Source organism: Cytobacillus sp. EB106-05-05-XG126 (genome assembly GCF_058791715.1).
The window spans coordinates 1,261,493-1,278,037 of record NZ_JBYTDU010000001.1; the positions used below are offsets into that span (position 1 = coordinate 1,261,493).

Annotated in this window: 15 protein-coding genes, 1 pseudogene and 1 riboswitch; of the genes and pseudogenes, 2 read left to right on the plus strand and 14 right to left on the minus strand. The window is 40.8% G+C overall.

Annotated features, from left to right (window positions below):
- Position 1: 1 nt before the first annotated feature.
- The 10 genes from selB to AC3WTL_RS06370 all read right to left on the minus strand — a co-directional run bounded on the left by selB (position 2) and on the right by AC3WTL_RS06370 (position 11,695).
- Positions 2-1,879, minus strand: a complete 1,878-nt coding sequence (gene selB / locus AC3WTL_RS06325; protein ID WP_197215067.1) for a selenocysteine-specific translation elongation factor — start codon at positions 1,877-1,879, stop codon at positions 2-4.
- A gap of 78 nt (positions 1,880-1,957) precedes the next feature.
- Positions 1,958-2,758 carry a type II pantothenate kinase gene (gene coaW / locus AC3WTL_RS06330; protein WP_283935686.1) on the minus strand — a complete coding sequence of 267 codons (801 nt, stop codon included), beginning with the start codon at positions 2,756-2,758 and terminating at the stop codon, positions 1,958-1,960.
- Positions 2,755-3,486 carry a YwaF family protein gene (locus AC3WTL_RS06335; RefSeq protein ID WP_283935685.1) on the minus strand — a complete coding sequence of 244 codons (732 nt, stop codon included), beginning with the start codon at positions 3,484-3,486 and terminating at the stop codon, positions 2,755-2,757. The genes coaW and AC3WTL_RS06335 overlap by 4 nt, the downstream gene beginning before the upstream one ends.
- Positions 3,487-3,554: 68 nt before the next feature.
- Positions 3,555-3,929, minus strand: coding sequence for an SET domain-containing protein (locus AC3WTL_RS06340; protein WP_197215064.1), 375 nt, complete (start codon positions 3,927-3,929; stop codon positions 3,555-3,557).
- Positions 3,930-3,966: 37 nt separating this feature from the next.
- Entirely contained in the window at positions 3,967-4,644 is a 678-nt protein-coding gene (locus AC3WTL_RS06345; RefSeq protein WP_197215063.1) for a Dph6-related ATP pyrophosphatase, read from the minus strand.
- 65 nt (positions 4,645-4,709) lie between these two features.
- Entirely contained in the window at positions 4,710-7,844 is a 3,135-nt protein-coding gene (locus AC3WTL_RS06350; protein ID WP_283935684.1) for an AAA family ATPase, read from the minus strand.
- Positions 7,841-8,986, minus strand: coding sequence for an exonuclease SbcCD subunit D (locus tag AC3WTL_RS06355; protein ID WP_283935683.1), 1,146 nt, complete (start codon positions 8,984-8,986; stop codon positions 7,841-7,843). Before AC3WTL_RS06355 ends, AC3WTL_RS06350 begins: the two co-directional genes overlap by 4 nt.
- Positions 8,987-9,156: 170 nt before the next feature.
- Positions 9,157-10,443, minus strand: coding sequence for a Na+/H+ antiporter NhaC family protein (locus tag AC3WTL_RS06360; RefSeq protein WP_492369219.1), 1,287 nt, complete (start codon positions 10,441-10,443; stop codon positions 9,157-9,159).
- A gap of 86 nt (positions 10,444-10,529) precedes the next feature.
- Positions 10,530-10,634, minus strand: a riboswitch (SAM riboswitch).
- Positions 10,635-10,793: 159 nt separating this feature from the next.
- Positions 10,794-11,378, minus strand: a complete 585-nt coding sequence (locus AC3WTL_RS06365) for a DUF421 domain-containing protein (RefSeq protein ID WP_492369220.1) — start codon at positions 11,376-11,378, stop codon at positions 10,794-10,796.
- A gap of 116 nt (positions 11,379-11,494) precedes the next feature.
- Positions 11,495-11,695, minus strand: coding sequence for a cold-shock protein (locus AC3WTL_RS06370; RefSeq protein ID WP_009334826.1), 201 nt, complete (start codon positions 11,693-11,695; stop codon positions 11,495-11,497).
- Between the two features lie 340 nt (positions 11,696-12,035).
- Between AC3WTL_RS06370 and AC3WTL_RS06375 the strand changes: the two genes are divergently transcribed.
- Positions 12,036-12,314, plus strand: a complete 279-nt coding sequence (locus AC3WTL_RS06375) for a phage holin family protein (RefSeq protein WP_319003799.1) — start codon at positions 12,036-12,038, stop codon at positions 12,312-12,314.
- Between the two features lie 47 nt (positions 12,315-12,361).
- Here AC3WTL_RS06375 and AC3WTL_RS06380 read toward each other — a convergent pair whose 3' ends face one another.
- From AC3WTL_RS06380 to AC3WTL_RS06395, 4 genes and pseudogenes are all read right to left on the minus strand, one after another.
- On the minus strand, positions 12,362-12,691 hold the full coding sequence (locus AC3WTL_RS06380) for a hypothetical protein (RefSeq protein ID WP_492369221.1): 330 nt from the start codon (positions 12,689-12,691) through the stop codon (positions 12,362-12,364).
- Between the two features lie 127 nt (positions 12,692-12,818).
- Complete coding sequence (locus AC3WTL_RS06385; RefSeq protein WP_492369222.1) at positions 12,819-13,574, minus strand: SDR family oxidoreductase; 756 nt, start codon at positions 13,572-13,574, stop codon at positions 12,819-12,821.
- Between the two features lie 329 nt (positions 13,575-13,903).
- Positions 13,904-14,051, minus strand: a pseudogene (rpmG, locus tag AC3WTL_RS06390) (50S ribosomal protein L33).
- The gene (locus AC3WTL_RS06395; RefSeq protein WP_492369223.1) at positions 14,048-15,253 is read right to left on the minus strand and encodes a GTP-binding protein; all 1,206 of its coding nucleotides are present in this window, start codon (positions 15,251-15,253) and stop codon (positions 14,048-14,050) included. The pseudogene rpmG and the gene AC3WTL_RS06395 overlap by 4 nt, the downstream one beginning before the upstream one ends.
- Positions 15,254-15,548: 295 nt before the next feature.
- On the opposite strand from AC3WTL_RS06395, the gene AC3WTL_RS06400 reads away from it, so the two are divergent.
- Positions 15,549-16,541: a permease gene (locus tag AC3WTL_RS06400; RefSeq protein WP_048008805.1), complete on the plus strand. Its 993-nt coding sequence runs from the start codon at positions 15,549-15,551 to the stop codon at positions 16,539-16,541.
- Positions 16,542-16,545: the final 4 nt, after the last annotated feature.

Genomic DNA, 16,545 nt, shown 5'->3' on the forward strand with positions numbered 1-16,545 from the left:
TTTACATCCAGATTCTCTTATTTTCTGCTCTGCGTGTCATTCCTAAAGAATCAAGTTTTTCGAGAAATGGAATCATATACTTTCTGGAAAGACCTAATACTTCCTTTGCACTGCTTACTTCAAATTCAGCATCTGTTCTCTTTTTTAATTCTTCTACTGCTGCCCTAAAATGATCACCGTGCCAAAAGTATTGTGAATCAAGCGGTATGACTATTTCCTGGTCTTCTAAATATCGTTTTAGATCGCCTTTTAGATTCTCAGGGATTCCTGCGGAAGCGTAATATTCATCAAACGGCTTTACTTTATAGCCATCTCTTTTTAATTCAGCAAGAAGGTTGACAGTACGTTTTTGCCAGCTTTTCGGTACATGAGGATGAAAACCTTTATTCTGCAAAAACTGACCTTTTCGTTGAAATGCATTTTTTTCAATACCTGAATTTAAGACAAATTCAACCAGTATTTTTGGATATATATTTTGCATTGCCTGCAGCAATTCTGCTTTATTGGCCCCTTGCCTCATTGGATTTTCCAGATGGAACTCATTCAGGCGGTCAGCTATTTCTTCCTCTATTGCCTCTTGGATGGCTGCTAAAGTGAATTCCTTGCTGCTGATGCCCTGGAAATCTTCTTCTTTAAGTATTTCTTGAACCGTCAATTCATCCAGTGAAGTCTTTGCTGTAATCTCTGAAAGAGAAAGGACCTTATCTTCGAACAACACGGCTTTTATGCGATCTGTCGGTGTTCCTTCTTTTTTCCTGCTTAAATCCTCAATGGTTTTTTGGCCGAACCGGTACTTTTCTCCATTGGGATCAATAACCCAGCCCCCCCCGATGGTCTCCTGGGGACTTGGCCGTCTTAAAATAAACCGATCTCCCCTTTTTGCTACCACTTCCTCTTCCAAACGCAGCTGGCAGAGAATTTCACCTTCTGCATTGGATAATTCATTACGGTCAAAAAAGACGATTTTGCCCATGACTTCTGCCGTACCAATATGGCATTTAATCGGCATTCTCTGTTTGACGATATGCTCTAAATCCCCTACCATTCTTACAGCTACATCAATGGTTTTTGTGACGCTGAAATGCTCAGATGAAACAAGGACCTCCCCCCGCTCTATATCCTCCTTCGAAACACCAGCAAGGTTAATCGCCGCCCTTTGCCCTGCAAATGCTGCTTTTGCAGGCTGATGATGCACCTGCAGCTGGCGTGCCCTGGTCTCGATGCCATTTGGCATGATTTTTAGAAGCTGTCCCTCTTCTACTTTTCCTTCATAAACAGTGCCTCTGACTACAGTACCCTGCCCTTTCACCGTGAATACCTGATCGATTGGAAGCCGGAAGGCGCCTTTTGCATCCCGTGTGTCCTGTTCTTTCAGTGTTTGGATAATCAGCTGCTTTAACTCTTCAATTCCTTTGCCTGACAGGCTATCTGTTAACATAAATGGAACATCTTCAAAAATAGTGCCTTTCAGTTCCTCAAGAATTTCTTCTTTTACAAGATCAGTGAACTCTTCATCGACACGATCAATCTTTGTTATGGCGACAATGCCATTACGGATCCCGAGGAAGTCGAGAATTTCCAGGTGCTCTCTTGTTTGGGGCATCACTCCTTCATCGGCTGAGACAGCAAGGATGACTAAGTCTATCCCTGCAACACCGGCAATCATCTGTCTGATAAAGCGTTCATGACCTGGTACATCCACTACTGATATTTGAATTTCCTCATCTTCATGCAAAGGGGCAAATCCCAGTTCTATGGATATCTGCCTCTCTATTTCTTCTTTAAGCCTATCTGTATCCACATTTGTTAATGCTTTCGTCAATGTTGTTTTTCCATGATCGATATGGCCAGCCATACCGATTGTAAAATATCTTTTCATTAAATCTGCCACCTGCTTCTTTTGCATTCTTTTTCAACTGTATCCTGAAAAAAAGAATCTTTCAATCATCTGGTTTTATCAGGAGAGCAGCGCACCTAGTGCTCCACAGTAAGCTCCGTTTTGAATAAATACAGGTTTTTTGCCAACCATAGCGGTATATTTCTCTAAAAGGTGCTTTAAGGGGGCATTTTGCCGAAGCGTGCTTCCTATATAAATGATATCGTCGATTTGGTTCCGAACTGCTGCCTGAGTGCTTAGGAGTACAATCGTTTCTGCAATCATGTTAGTTAAGCTGGCAGCTTTGTCTTCCTTACTTATCTGATCATCCTTAATCTTCCCAAAATTACTGGCAGTCAGGCTTCCATCTATCGGCGAATCGAATGGTGAATAAATATCATTGACCATTATATCTGCATTCTCCGCTTTCCCGCTGCCAGCCAGCGAAACGAGCCTGGTGAAATCCTTTTCACCAGTCAGTAAACGTCCCAGTCCCATCAATGTGCCCCCGCCGATGCCGCTTCCGGAAACCCTTGAGATATTCCCGCCGCTGTTTAGGCAAATCGATGTCCCTGTGCCTATAATACTTAAGATGAAATTCTGATAGGATAATCCATCTTGCTTAAGCAAAAAGGATGCACCTATACTGGAAGACTCAAATTCAGGAAAGATCGGGGCATTTTGAAAATACTCTTTTTTTAGATATTCAGCCTTCCCGCCTGTCAAGGCAACTTCGGCATCAGCAGCAGTCATCTTAAGCCAATTCATTGAATTATCCAGCTCATCAATCAGATAGTTTTTATAATGGATTTGTCCTTTTTCTTCAAATGCCATCTTCAGCAAAGAACCTCCGGCATCAATCCCTATTTTTGCAGGTTTCATGCAGATTCCGCCTTTCCATCTTTATTTTTGCCAATCATTTTAAATGGAAGCAGCAGTAATAAAAACAGGAATAATGCCGCTATTTCCAGTGTTATTATGTAATAAGGATAAGGCCCAAAGTAATCTAATAATGAATTATTCTGCGGCTTACGGGCCAGAAACATATAGTTCCCGCCCGTTAGCTTATTTGCAAAAAATGCCGCAGCTGCGCAGAGGTTTAAGAAGATAAAAGATTCGATCAGACCCCTTCCTGTTGGTCTGAATTGACGAACAAACACGAAATAAAGACAAGTCCAGATGATTAGAATATGAGTAATAAAAAATTGAAAAAATCGGAAATGAGGAAAGCCTAAAAACAGCTCAGGAGTCAGAATGGCCATTAACGCACCTGTGACGCCTATGTAATAGACAATTTGGAAGACGGCCTTAGATTCCGTTGCTAATAATACTAAACAAAGAAGTAAGCTAATGGAACAAAGCTGAAGCGGCAAAGTGAAGGAAATTTCCCAATAGCCTCCAATATAAAGCCAGAAATGATAGAGGAGCTCCAATACAAAAAGCAAGAGAAACATAATCATCCTGAGTTTCCGGTCATATCTTTTTATAGTTTTTCTGAATATGTATAAAAACACCGCAACTCCTGTAAATAATGCAATCATGGCAATATGGGATAGGGTAAAAGTACTGAAAGGGAAAGCTTGATAATTGTGAGAAAAAAAATGAGACAAACTATACCCTCCCTTCTGGCCTGGAGACTATAACTCCCCGGCCAGGAAAGAGGTGGACTCCAGTAAAATTATTTATTAAACCAAAGGGGATCATCATTTTCAGCTTCCCCATTATAATTAATCAAAACCTCTTCACCTGCTTTAATATCTTTATAGGCGAAAAAATCAAACGTATGGTTGTCAAAGTTAATATCATATACTGCATTTGGCTGGTAGGAATGGTTGAAAAGCATTCCATAGCCTAATAAAAGGGCACTGTGATTTTTCCCGTATTCAAATGCATAGTCTGCCAGAGTCGTTTTTTCAATATGCTGATGCTCATTGTTTGGATAAGGAAGAACCGGAGCCTCATGAATCAGTTCACCCTTCTTGATATCCCGAGTAGCAAAGACTCCTCTGTTATGTTCGCCATCGCTTACTGCTGATGTCTTAATTTCAATCATTTCATTACCTGCACATTCCCGTCATTGACGTTTATTATTATTTTACAGCGAGCCTAAACTCGCCAAATTCCAATTTCTTTGTTGTCTCAAGCTGAATCACTTCAGGAGAGTCCAGCTGAATCCTATTAGAAAATAGAGGACCGTCATACACAAATGTATGATATTCACCTGATTCACCCATCGGACATACGGGCTCACCTTCTATTTTGCTTACAAAGTCATAATCAAGTTCTTTGCCCAGCCATGAATTGTCCAATACCTCTTCCCGAACCCGTATGACTTTGGCTTTATAGCCTGATACCACAAAGGCTTTTAAAGCCTTAAGACTATCTTTCTCCTCCATCCATAGAGGATATACAGCATCCAATCCTGCTTCAGCCGCTGTTTTTTCTCCCCATTCACGGTGTCCATCCAAGTAAAGATCCCCATATGCAATGCCTGTAATCCCATATGTATCTTTTATTTTTCTTAAATCACTCACAAAACGTTCAGAGTAATCTTCAAAGGTACAATAAATAAACTCTGCAGGTATGGATAAACTTTTAGCCTGAAGCTGGATTAATTCTTTTTTTTCCCCATGCCCAAAGGTTCTGCCAATTTCCTGCGGAACCGTTGTCAGAAGACATGCAACCTCATACCCCTGTTTTACCAGCACATCCAGAGCCAGACAGCTGTCTTTGCCGCCGCTCCATGATAAAACGACTTTCTTACTCAAGAGTCATCACCAACTTTAATAGTATGGGAAAAAGGATAGGAGGTCTATCCTTTTTCCTCTGAATCCTAATTTAAAAATTGAAACTGTGTTCGGCTTCCTGTCTGGCTTGCAGTTACTTCCAGACGTGCATCTATCCTTTCCTTCAGCTCAGGAACATGAGAGATGATGCCTACTAGCCTTCCGCTGCTTTGAATTTCAATCAATGCTTCTATTGCCTGATCCAATGATTCGGGATCTAGTGTCCCAAATCCTTCATCAATGAACATCGTTTCAAGAGATACGCCTCCTGCGTATTGCTGTACCACGTCTGCCAGACCAAGAGCAAGTGCAAGCGCGGCTTTAAAGCTTTCCCCGCCGGATAAAGTTTTAACATGCCTTTCCTGCCCGGTGTATTGATCAAACACAAGTAATTCCAGGCCGCTTTGTGCGTTGCCCTTTGAGCGGTCTGTTTTTCGAAGCAGCATATATCTCCCGCTGGTCATCTTCGATAAACGTCCGTTGGCTTCCCTCAGTATATCATCTAAAAATGCCGCCAGGACAAAACGTTCAAAAGTAATACGGTAAGTGTTCTGCCCTTTGGAAATTTCATATAAGTGTCCGATTACTTTATACCTTTCCTCAAGGGTCTTCATATCTTCATTTATTTCTTTGATTTTTTGCAAAGTCTCTTCATTTTGCTTTTTCTTCATAAACAGATTTGTATATTGATCCTGCAGTTGTTTCAATTGATCATCGGTTTCCTGCAATAATAGCTGCAAGCTTTCCAGGTCAGGTTTTTCAATCCCTTCTAAGAGTTCCACCAGTTCAGCGTATCTGTCATGAATAGAACGGACTTCTTCCCGATATTCCCGAAGTTCACCTTCAAGCTGCCTGATTTGATCTTCTGATTTTTTGGCATCCCGATATTCTCCGTATACTTCAAAGCCCTGGTCCTTCATGCGCTGTACAAAATTCTGCCTTTCAGCTGCAAGCTTTTGCTCGTTTTTAACAGCCTGCTTTTGAAGTGTCTCGAGCTTTGCCTGTTCTGCCATATGAACCGACTTTGCATCTTGATAATTCTGCTGGGCAGTTTCCAGCTGTCTTTGCATAATTTCAAGTTTTTCAGCCGCTTTTTTAAAACTTGACTCGTAAGCTTCAACAGACCGCAGGTTTTCAGGAATTGTGTCCGTCATCCTCGCTAAGTTGCTTCTCTTTTCCGCATGCATAATGGCAGCGTCATTTATTTGGCTTTGCAGAAGGTCAATTTCTGCAGCCAGAGATTCTTTCATCTCCTGTGAATTTTCTAACTCTACAGTACAGTTTTCCAGTCTTGAAGACTTCTCCTTCAGTTCTGCATCAAGTGTCAGCAAATCCTTTTTTTGATCGGCAAGTGTATTTTTCAGCACAAGCAGACTTTCAGGTTTAAAATCAGGACGGTGCTTCTGTATTTGGGCTGTTAATTCCGCTAATCCACTTTCACTGGAATTCAGCTGAGACCGAGCTTCATAAAATGCAGACTCTGCTTTCGCTTTCTCTGCTTCCATTTCAGCTGCCTGTTTTTTTGCTTCCTTCAGATCTTTTTCATCAGGAATATCTTGAGGAGAGACAGCTGGATTTGGATGGTGTTCTGAGCCGCAGACTGGACATGCCTCTCCGTTTTGAAGCCTGTCAGCCAAGATTGATGCCTGTCCATGAAGCCATTTGCCCTCCAGTTCATCTACAAGCAGTTTGGCGTCAGTCAGCCTGGACGAAGTCTGCTCAAAATAACTTTTTTTCTTGCTGAAAGCATTCAGTGATAAGAGATGCTCTTTATGAAGCTCTTCATATCTTTGAAGCCGTTCTATTTCGTCTGATAGTTTCTCCAGGTTTCGTTCATTCTCAAACTGTACGAGCCTGCTCTTTTCAATTTCCTGCTTTTCTGCAGCAAGTGTTTTTATTTGCAGATCAGCTTTTAGGAGGGCTTCATCTTTCTGTTTTTTTTGAAGCCTGAGGTTTTCAAGATTTTTTTCAAGAGAACGGACAAGCTTTTCCACTTTTGCATAAGAGAGAATATCCTCTTTCATACTTTGAAGGTGATTGACCTGTTCGGCAGCTTGTTTTCTTTCTTCCTCCCGGTTCTTTTCAGATTCCCATTTTTCTTGCTTTTCTTTTAGCAGAGATTCAAGAGTGCCTATTTTTTTCTGAAGTCCCTCAATATCAGCATGTGCTGCATCCAGATCTTTCTTCAGTTCATGACAGAGCTGCTCCTGCTGACTAAGCAGTGCTGCTTTGTGGGCGAGAGTAATGGCATTCTCTTTGACAGTATATTGGCCTTTCAGCTCTTCAAGCTCTTCTTTCCGTTGCTTAAGCTCTTCTTTCATCTTCAGCTGTTTAAGCACCATTTCTGCTTCATAGAGCTTTTGCTGAAGATGATCTCTCTGTTCCTTCTTTTTCCTGCCTGCTTCTGTCAGCTCGGCAAGACCTTCTGCCATCTCCTTAATTTCCTCTGCTAGGAGCGGCAAGAGCAGGGTGTCATTAACACTTCCTGCTTCGAGGTACGTTTTCAGCTCCCCGCTGTATACAGGCTGCACATGATTAAAGTATTGATCTCGCAATTTAATCTGTTCTTCTACCGCTCTTTTTAATTCAGTTGCATCTTCTTTAAGTTTTTCTTCGATGCGCTTGTATATTTGAGTATGGAATAACCGCTGCAGAATGATTTCCTTATCCTTGCTTTCTGAAGTCAGGAGCTTTCGGAACTCTCCCTGGGGAATCATCAGAATTTGCCTGAACTGATTGCTGTCAATGATCATAATTTCTTTTATCTTTTCATCAACATCCCTGACATTTGAAGCCAGAAGCTTTTGCTCTCCATTTTCATCATATATATACAGTTCTGCTTTTGCACTTACTGTTGTTGTCCCATCGCCCCGCTCTTTTTTCTTTTCCTGCTGAGGAGATCTTATAATATGATACCGTTTATTTCTTAAAAAGAATTCCAGGGAAACCTCGGTTAGTGTATTATTTTTGGCAAACTGACTCCGAAGCTCAGGACCATTTCGATCTTCTCCGCTTGCCTTTCCATAAATGGCATAGCTGATGCCATCAAAAATAGTGGTCTTGCCTGAACCCGTCTTTCCGGATATGACAAACATGGTCCGATTTCCAAGTTGGGTAAAATCAATGCTTTCACTGTCTGCATAGGGGCCGAATGCCTGCATCGTTAATTTTAATGGCTTCATTTCAGGGCCTCCTCCCTAAGCACTTTTTCAATCACATCCGTCATTACTTGCTGTTTATCTTCTGTAAACTCAGAAGTAGTCATTTGTTCATAGAATTGTTTAAACAGATCAAGCTCCGACTTTTTCTCTTCCTTCATCGATAAGAAGGAGCTTTTTTTCTTCAAATCTGTAACGGCAATTCTTCTTTCCAGATGAAGAACATTCGGGTAGACCTGTCTCAGCTTATTAATTGGATCAAGCAATGCGCCTTCATCCAAAAGGGTGATTTTCAGATAGTCATCAAGATTCTGTTTTTCATAGAAAGCAGGATCCATCAGTTCATCCAGATGCCCTTCAATCTCTCTTAAGTCTTTTTGGGGCTTAAGTGAACGGGTACGCAAGTCAAATTCGCCATTTTCCTTCATTTCTATAATAGAAATGGATTTCTCCTGTTTAGCTTCGGAAAAAGAATATTTTAATAGGGAGCCTGAATAGCGGATCTTGTCATGCTTTATGGCATCAGGACTATGCAAATGTCCAAGTGCCGTATAGGAGAAAGGATCAAAGCAGCTTGAATGGACACAGCCTGATCCTCCGACAGAGAGGGTCCTCTCCGAATCACTGGTAGCACCGCCCAGAACAAAAGCATGTCCGACAAGAACATTCGGTTCATTTGGGTTCAGGTACTCTTCCATTCTGCTCACAATTGCCTTCATTGCATCATCATGGGAGTGCACTCGGTCATCATCAAGCAAATGCCTGACCATTCCGGGTTCAGCATAAGGAACCAGATAAAAGTTCACACCATGGATATGTATAGGCTTAAAATCATTTACCAGTTTTCCAGACAAGTAGAATTTGCTTTGTTTATACCAGGAACTTCCAAAGGACAGCCTTTCAGCGCTGTCATGGTTTCCGCCTATGGCTACCACAGGTATATTGAGCTCTACATTTATTTTAAAGAGAATTTCATTCAGCAATTCAACAGCATCAGTCGGAGGTACGGACCGGTCATATAAGTCTCCTGCAATGACGACTGCATCCGGCTTTTCTTCCTCTACCACATTAATAAATTGATGTAAAAAATGACGCTGATCTTCGGTCATATATACACCATGGACCAGCTTGCCCAAATGCCAATCAGCGGTATGGATAAATTTCATATCTAACACCCTCTTTTCCTTGCCTGAGATTCTTTCTGCAATGTTACCATTATACCAAATCAAAAAACGGCAGTGGCTCAGCAACATTTTACAGAACATTCGTTCTAATTATATCATCAATTATTTTTAAAACACAGCATTGTTCAAAGAAAAAAGAGCCCGGCAGGCTCTCATTTATTGCTTTTTAACTTAGGAAAGTTGATCAGAATGGCAATAATACCGCAAATGCCAATTAATATTGGATAAATGGAATATGCCATGATGCTCACCGGCGAAATGGCAGCGAGCCCCGAAGCAGCGAGCATCTGTGCTCCATAAGGGATAGTCCCTTGTACAAAGCAGGCAAATATATCAAGTATACTTGCTGATTTACGCGGGTCAATCTCATATTGGTCAGCAATTTTTTTGGCAAGCGGCCCTGCAATAATGATGGCAATAGTATTATTGGCTGTAGATAGATTTGTCACAGAGACAAGCGACGCAATACCAAATTCTGCTCCCCTGCGGGATTTTATTTTGCTGGTAGCCATGTGAAGCAAGTAATCTATTCCTCCATTAACCCGGATGATCTCCACCAATCCGCCAATGAGGATGGCAATAATCGCAAGGGTCTGCATACCGGCCATTCCCTCAGCAATCATCTGCAGGAATGAAACAAACGTATAGCTGCCGTCAGCAATTCCAATCAGGCCTGCAAGAAGGATACCCCCGCTAAGCACAAGAATAACATTCATGCCGAACAAAGCTGCAGCCAATACGCCAAGATAAGGGACTACTTTTAAGAAGTTGAAATCTCCGCTGGTCACGACGCTTTCCTGACCTGCTGTTAAAATTGCAAGAATTATAGCAGTAAGAACTGCAGCAGGCAGTACGATTAAAAAATTCACACGGAATTTATCAGTCATTCTCGTTCCCTGCGTCCTGACCGCTGCAATCGTCGTATCAGAAATGACAGAAAGATTATCGCCAAACATTGCACCGCCAATTATTGCTGCCATGGCTAGAGCTACTGTAATATCTGTCTCTGCTGAAATGGCTACACCAATTGGAGCAAGAGCAACAACTGTCCCCATTGATGTTCCCATCGATAATGAAATAAAGCATGCAATGATAAAAATTCCGACCATGAGCAGATTCTGCGGGATAAAAGAGAGTGCAAGGTTCACAGTCGAATCAACCGCACCCATTCCTTTAGCCGTAGAGGAAAAAGCCCCTGCCAGGATAAAAATGATGGACATTAATATAATATCAGGATGTCCGGCCCCTTTTGTGAATATCTCTACTTTTTCCATGAATGGCTTTTTTTTATTCATTGCCAGCGCAATTCCGGCTGCTGCGGATACAATGACAATAATTGGTATGCTGTTAAAATCACCAGTTGCTATACCGCTGCCAATAAAAATAAGCAGGAAAGCGGCTAGCGGCAATAAAGCCCATGGATTGCCCTTGTTTTTCATTGAATTCTCCTTTAATAATGGATTTTCCAAGCAAAATAAAAAGACCCCTTCAAGCAAGAAGAGACCTTGATCTATCAATCGTTCTCTTCTTATCTGCCAAGCATCAATGCTTGCTGGATTTGGCACAGCGCTCTGCAGAGCCCGCTGCCGAGACATCTTCGGGCCAGCCCCTCCGTCTCTCTTGATAAGTGAATAGTATTAAATTATTCTAAAATAACTCACGTTTGAAAATTATACAGGAAACTCGCTAAACTTCAAGTACTTTTTTCTTAATGGAATTTGAATTTGAATAATGCTTAAAGGGGGAAAGACGGAGATTGAAATATAAAAAGCCGCAATGCGGCTAAAAACTAGTGAAGATCTTTAAAATTCGGCGGGGAATGGCCCTTTTTCAGCTCCTGAAAAATATCATCTGATGCTTGATGAGCAGGCTGAACGGGTGACTGCAAAATTATTTCTCCCATCAGCTTTTTAAATTCTCCAACTGTCAAAGGCTTTGCATCATCCATTAATTCATACCCAAGCTGTCCATTTGGCTCAAGTGTAGCCATTTTAACATCTGAAATTTTAGTAATACCGTTGGTTCTGAGCCTCATTTCCAGCTGATCTGCTGTAAAGCGCAATTTCCTCATATTTGCTGTTTTTAGTTTCCCATTCTCAATCACTATTTTGGATTTGCCTGTAATAAATTTTTCAATGAAATTGTATCTCACCTGCAAGTATTCCATTATAATTAGTGATCCAACAAAGATTCCAGCAGCCACGATGGTCTTCCATACACTTGTCTCAATGATAGGCTGAATGATAATGGAACCTATGGAAATCATAACTACCGTTTGCGCCAGCGTCATTTGGGAAATAGACTTCCTGCCTGCTACACGTAAAAGCAAAACTCCTGCTAAAACCAGAATCACTGATTGCCAGGCAAAATTCATCTGGATACACCTTCCTTTTTCTAATAGGGTATGGAACTGGTGGAGGAATATTCAAGTTAGCGCAAAATAAAACAGCCTGACCTAATGGCCAGGCTGTTTTTGTATGGGTGTGTCGATTATAGTTTAGTTACGTTAGCTGCTTGAGGTCCGCGTGCACCTTCAACAACTTCGAAAGAAACTTCTTGGCCTTCTTCTAAAGATTTGAAACCTTCAGATTGGATAGCAGAGTAATGTACAAATACGTCGTTTCCGTCTTCACCTTCGATGAATCCGAAACCTTTTTCAGCATTGAACCATTTTACTTTACCGTTTTTCATGAAAAAAATCCTCCTATTGGCTAGAAAAAGCCATGTGTAAATTCACCATATACACGCTTATTACTTTACGTTCATTACTCATCCAGACCATTGCCTAACGGTTGAAAAAGCAGCTAGCAAAATATAACACGATGCATAACGGCTGATTCAAATTTAGCACTTATAGAAATGATTGTCAACTATTCTGCGCGTCTTTGATAGCATTTTATCAAACTATTCCGTCTTTTTCGAGCGTAATAATTCCCAAGCTTATTAATAAAATCTCTACTATGTTTATAGACAAGCAGACAAACAACTTATAAGGGGATTTCATAAACTATATAAAAACATTAACCAGGGGGTGAGTGGATTGAACTTATTGGATTTTTTAAATCAGAATTATTACATGCTGGTCCCGGCTTTGTGGGTAATTGGGTATGCATTGAAACAGACACCCAAAGTTCCCGATTGGTCCATCGTATGGATTCTTGTAATGATTTCGGTTTCTGCAGGCAGTCTAGCATTTGGCTTTTCTTTTGAAGGGCTCCTTAATGGAATCGTTGCAGCAGGCGTGGCGGTGCTTGGACATCAAATGATGAAACAGACTATAGAAGGTGCATACAGCAATAAAAAGAAATAGATAATATCAAAAAAGTTCATCCAATTGGGATGAACTTTTTATATAATCTATAATTTTAAGCCGGCCAGGACTTTTTCTATATCTTCGGCAGTCATTTCGTGTGCTTTTCCAAAACTGTATACATGATTCGATGCCCAGTAATCATAAAGCCTGGCAAGATCATTTCGGTCATATACTTTATTGGCAAACGTGCTGAAAAAATAAACGATCAGAACATTAACGACATTTGGCGGCAGCTGTTTTCTGTTTGCAAGCGTGCCCAAAGCGATTTTTTCCAATCCTCTAATATTGCCGCCTGTTAAGTACTCAACCAGCTCAAGCGGGGAAGCAGTTTCACACTTCTGCACAAAATCAGGGTCATTTAATAAATTTAACATTGTTCTCTCCCCTCTATAACTTCTATTTATACACATTGGAGGAGATCAATAAACCCGTTTGGGTATTTTGTATTGAAAATGATATAAATAGCTCTAATTTGTTAAGTAAATGTCACTTGCTTTCGTGTTAACCGCGTATGAACCCTCCCTCAGAATGAATCACCTGTCCTGTTATCCACCTTGAATCTTCTCCTGCCAGGAATGCTGCCAGATTGGCTGCATCTTCAGGCTGGCCGATTCTGCCCGCTGGAAACTTGGGCAATAGGTGATTTCTTATCTCCTCATTCATCCATGTAGAGTCAGTAGGTCCCGGGTTAATCGCATTTACCGTAATCCCTAAATGAGCTATTTCTGTTGAAAGCGACCTGGTAAATGCCGTTATGGCAGCTTTGGTAGAAGCATAAGCCAATTCGCCGGGCATTGGGCCAAGCTCTTGGCCGGAAGTCATATTAATGATTCGGCCGTAAGGCAAATTCCATTCTGGAAATCTTTTGGCGAATTCTGTGCAAAGAAGAAATACGGCTCTCATATTAACAGCATAGTGTGCATCCAGTGTTATTGCATCAAACTCCAGATATCCATCTCTTGTTGAATAGGCTGCATTATTAACAAGTATCATCGGATTTCCGACTGTCAAGGCAGCAGATTTCAGCACCTTTTCTGCTGATTGAACCTTCGATAAGTCAATTTCGAGGCCTTTACATACGATGCCAGTTTCCGATAATTCCTTGCTGAATACTTTTTCCCAAAGGGGCTCCGCGTCCCAATAAGTAAAAAAAATATTAAAATTCTGGCTGGCTAATTTTCGGCAAATAGCTGCACCAATACCCTGATGGCTGCTGACACCTGTAACTATTGCGGCTTTATTCTGCTTTTCGATCATACAGCGTTCCCTCCATTTAGGGCCTGCCGGGACTGGCATGGAGATTGGATTCCAATAAAAATGCAGATACACAACAAGGTATCTGCGAATTTATGGTTTGAAATTCCACAGCAAGCATTCCTCGTTCATATCATTTTATAAATAGACAAACCTCTCCCCAAAAAAGCAGGCAGACGTTCATTAAATTAAAATGATTACAAGTTATGCCACATTTAGAATTTCAATTCCCCTTCCGTATATCTCCTAATTTGAGCATATCTGCAAGACCAGGAAAAAGCAACATAATTTTTCAAATTGCTCTGTTATATATGTCTGAGCTCAACCAGATATTAAAGGGAACGATTGTGTAATTTTGTTTCCCTGTGCATGGTGTACCTTTTTAGCTTTGGAGAGTATTTCATTAATTCAATTCTTTCAGGATCTTTTGGCTGTTATATAGTTGCGATCCCCTGTTACAGTGCATGCCAATGCTCTCATATTATTTCCTCCATCATATTAGTTTGAAAAGCTGGCAGCCGGTCAGCAAGACTGCTCCAATCTGAAATCATTTCTTTATCGGTTAGTAAACAGCCATCGAGACTTGATGCGATCTCTTCTGATTTCTTCATACCCAGGCCAATAAAAACGAGCTCTGTCATCCTGTCTCCAAAATCCTTATCCCATCTATCAAGCAGTTCTGGTTCATCTTTTAAGATTTGGTTTCTCTCCATCTCTGGAAGTGCTGCAATCCATTTCCCTACCCCTTGCAGTGTTATAGATGGACCGGCCTGAGACAGGAGACCGGCTATGTCATTTCGTGAAGCCAGCCAAAAAAAACCTTTGGCTCTCACAATATCTACCGGAAAATCTTCAAGCCATCGCATAAATCTTTCTGGATGGAAAGGCCTTATTCTTCTATAGACAAATGATGAAATTCCATATTCTTCAGTTTCCGGCGTATGCTCCTCATTCAGTTCCTTAATCCATCCTGCTCCCTGGCTTACTTTTTCAAAGTCAAAAAGGCCTGTATTGAGTATTTCTTTTAATTCAACTTCTGAATTTACAGCTTTAATTATTTTTGCATCTGGATTTAATTTTTCCAATACAGCCTTTAGTTCATCAGCACTTTCTGAATCAACCAGATCCAGTTTGTTCAGCACCACGACATTTGCGAATTCAATCTGGTCAATTAATAAGTCAGCAACTTCCCGGACGTCACTTTCATCTGTGGCCTGTTTGCGGTCCAGCAGTGTTTCTCCGGATGCATAGTCATGCCAATAACGATTTGCATCTACAACTGTAACCATGGTGTCGAGCGTGCACCTATTTGAAAGATTAATTCCCAAACTTTCATCCATATAAGTAAAAGTCTGGGCAACCGGAATAGGTTCTGAGATGCCTGAGGATTCAATCAGGATATATTCGATATCCCCTTCGTTAACCAGCCTTTCCACTTCTATCATTAAGTCATCTCTCAACGTACAGCAGATGCATCCATTTTGAAGCTCTACCAGTTTTTCATCGGTCCTTGAAAAACCGCCTTTTTTAACCATGGATGCATCAATATTGACTTCACTCATATCATTTACAATCACTGCCATTTTCTTATTGCCGCGATTATTTAAAATGTGGTTCAGCAGAGTGGTCTTTCCTGAACCTAAATAGCCGCTCAGTACAGTGACGGGTATCTTCTTTGTCATGGACGTTCTCCTTTTGAATAAGAATAATATTCATTACGATTTACAATTGATTAATTCCCCCCTTGCTCTGATAAATCAAGAATTGCTGGTGGGTATGGAGAAGCATCTGATAAATCGTAATTGTTTCGATTTAAATGATATTAAAATTTTTATGCGATTGCAAGGATAAACTTTATATCCTTTTATCCTCCAATTCTCCTATCCTTTCAAAATGCTCATAATCCCATTTACAATTTCATAAAATTAATATAGAGTATAAAACGAAATCATTACGATTTTAATTCAGGAGGATACTATGAACCGAATTTTTCGCAGCCACATTATTGATATAACAGGCATAATATTGATAGCCATTCTGGTATATTTAATATCTTTCAGCTCTGGATTAGGTTTGTCTTTTGATATTCCGACTTCCCTGTTAAATCTGAACGTTATCTTTATCAGCATTTTAATAGAAGCATTGCCTTTTGTGCTGATAGGTGTGCTGATTGCAGGGTTTATCCAAATTTTCATTACAGAAGACCATATAAAAAGGTGGATTCCGAAAAATAGAACAGCTGCTGTTGTCATGAGCTGTGTGGCTGGCGCACTTTTTCCAGCGTGTGAATGCGGAATTGTTCCTATCATCCGCCGTCTTATGTCCAAGGGTGTTCCAGTATATGCAGCGATTGGTTTTATGCTGACTGGGCCCTTGATTAATCCCATCGTCATTGCTTCTACATACATGGCTTTTGGAAACGATTTTGAAATGGCGGGCTTACGAATGGGATTGGGATTCCTAATTGCCATTATAGTTGCCTTTAGTGTGAGCATCTTCTTTAAGTCCGGGCAATTGAAGAAAACTCTTCATTTACCCCACAGCAGTGAAATCAATCGTCCTTTCCTGGACCGGATTTGGTCCATGCTGACTCATTCAATCGATGAATTTTTTGACATGGCCAAATATTTGATTATTGGCGCTTTATTAGCTTCCATTGTACAAGTCTATATGCCGGCAAAAACATTTCTGCAAAATGCTGATAATCCAGTTGTATCCTTACTGATCATGATGGGCTTTGCTTATGTTTTGTCACTATGCTCAGAGGCCGACGCTTTTATTGGTGCCTCATTCAGCAGCATATTTCCTAAGTCTTCCGTACTGGGATTCCTGATCTTTGGTCCGATGATCGATTTTAAAAATACAATCATGATGCTTAGTGTGTTTCGGATGAAGTTTGTTCTTGGCGTATTAGCGCTGACTGCTTCTGTTGTCTTTTTCACGCTGCTTCTTGTACAGAATTTCATTTAGGAGG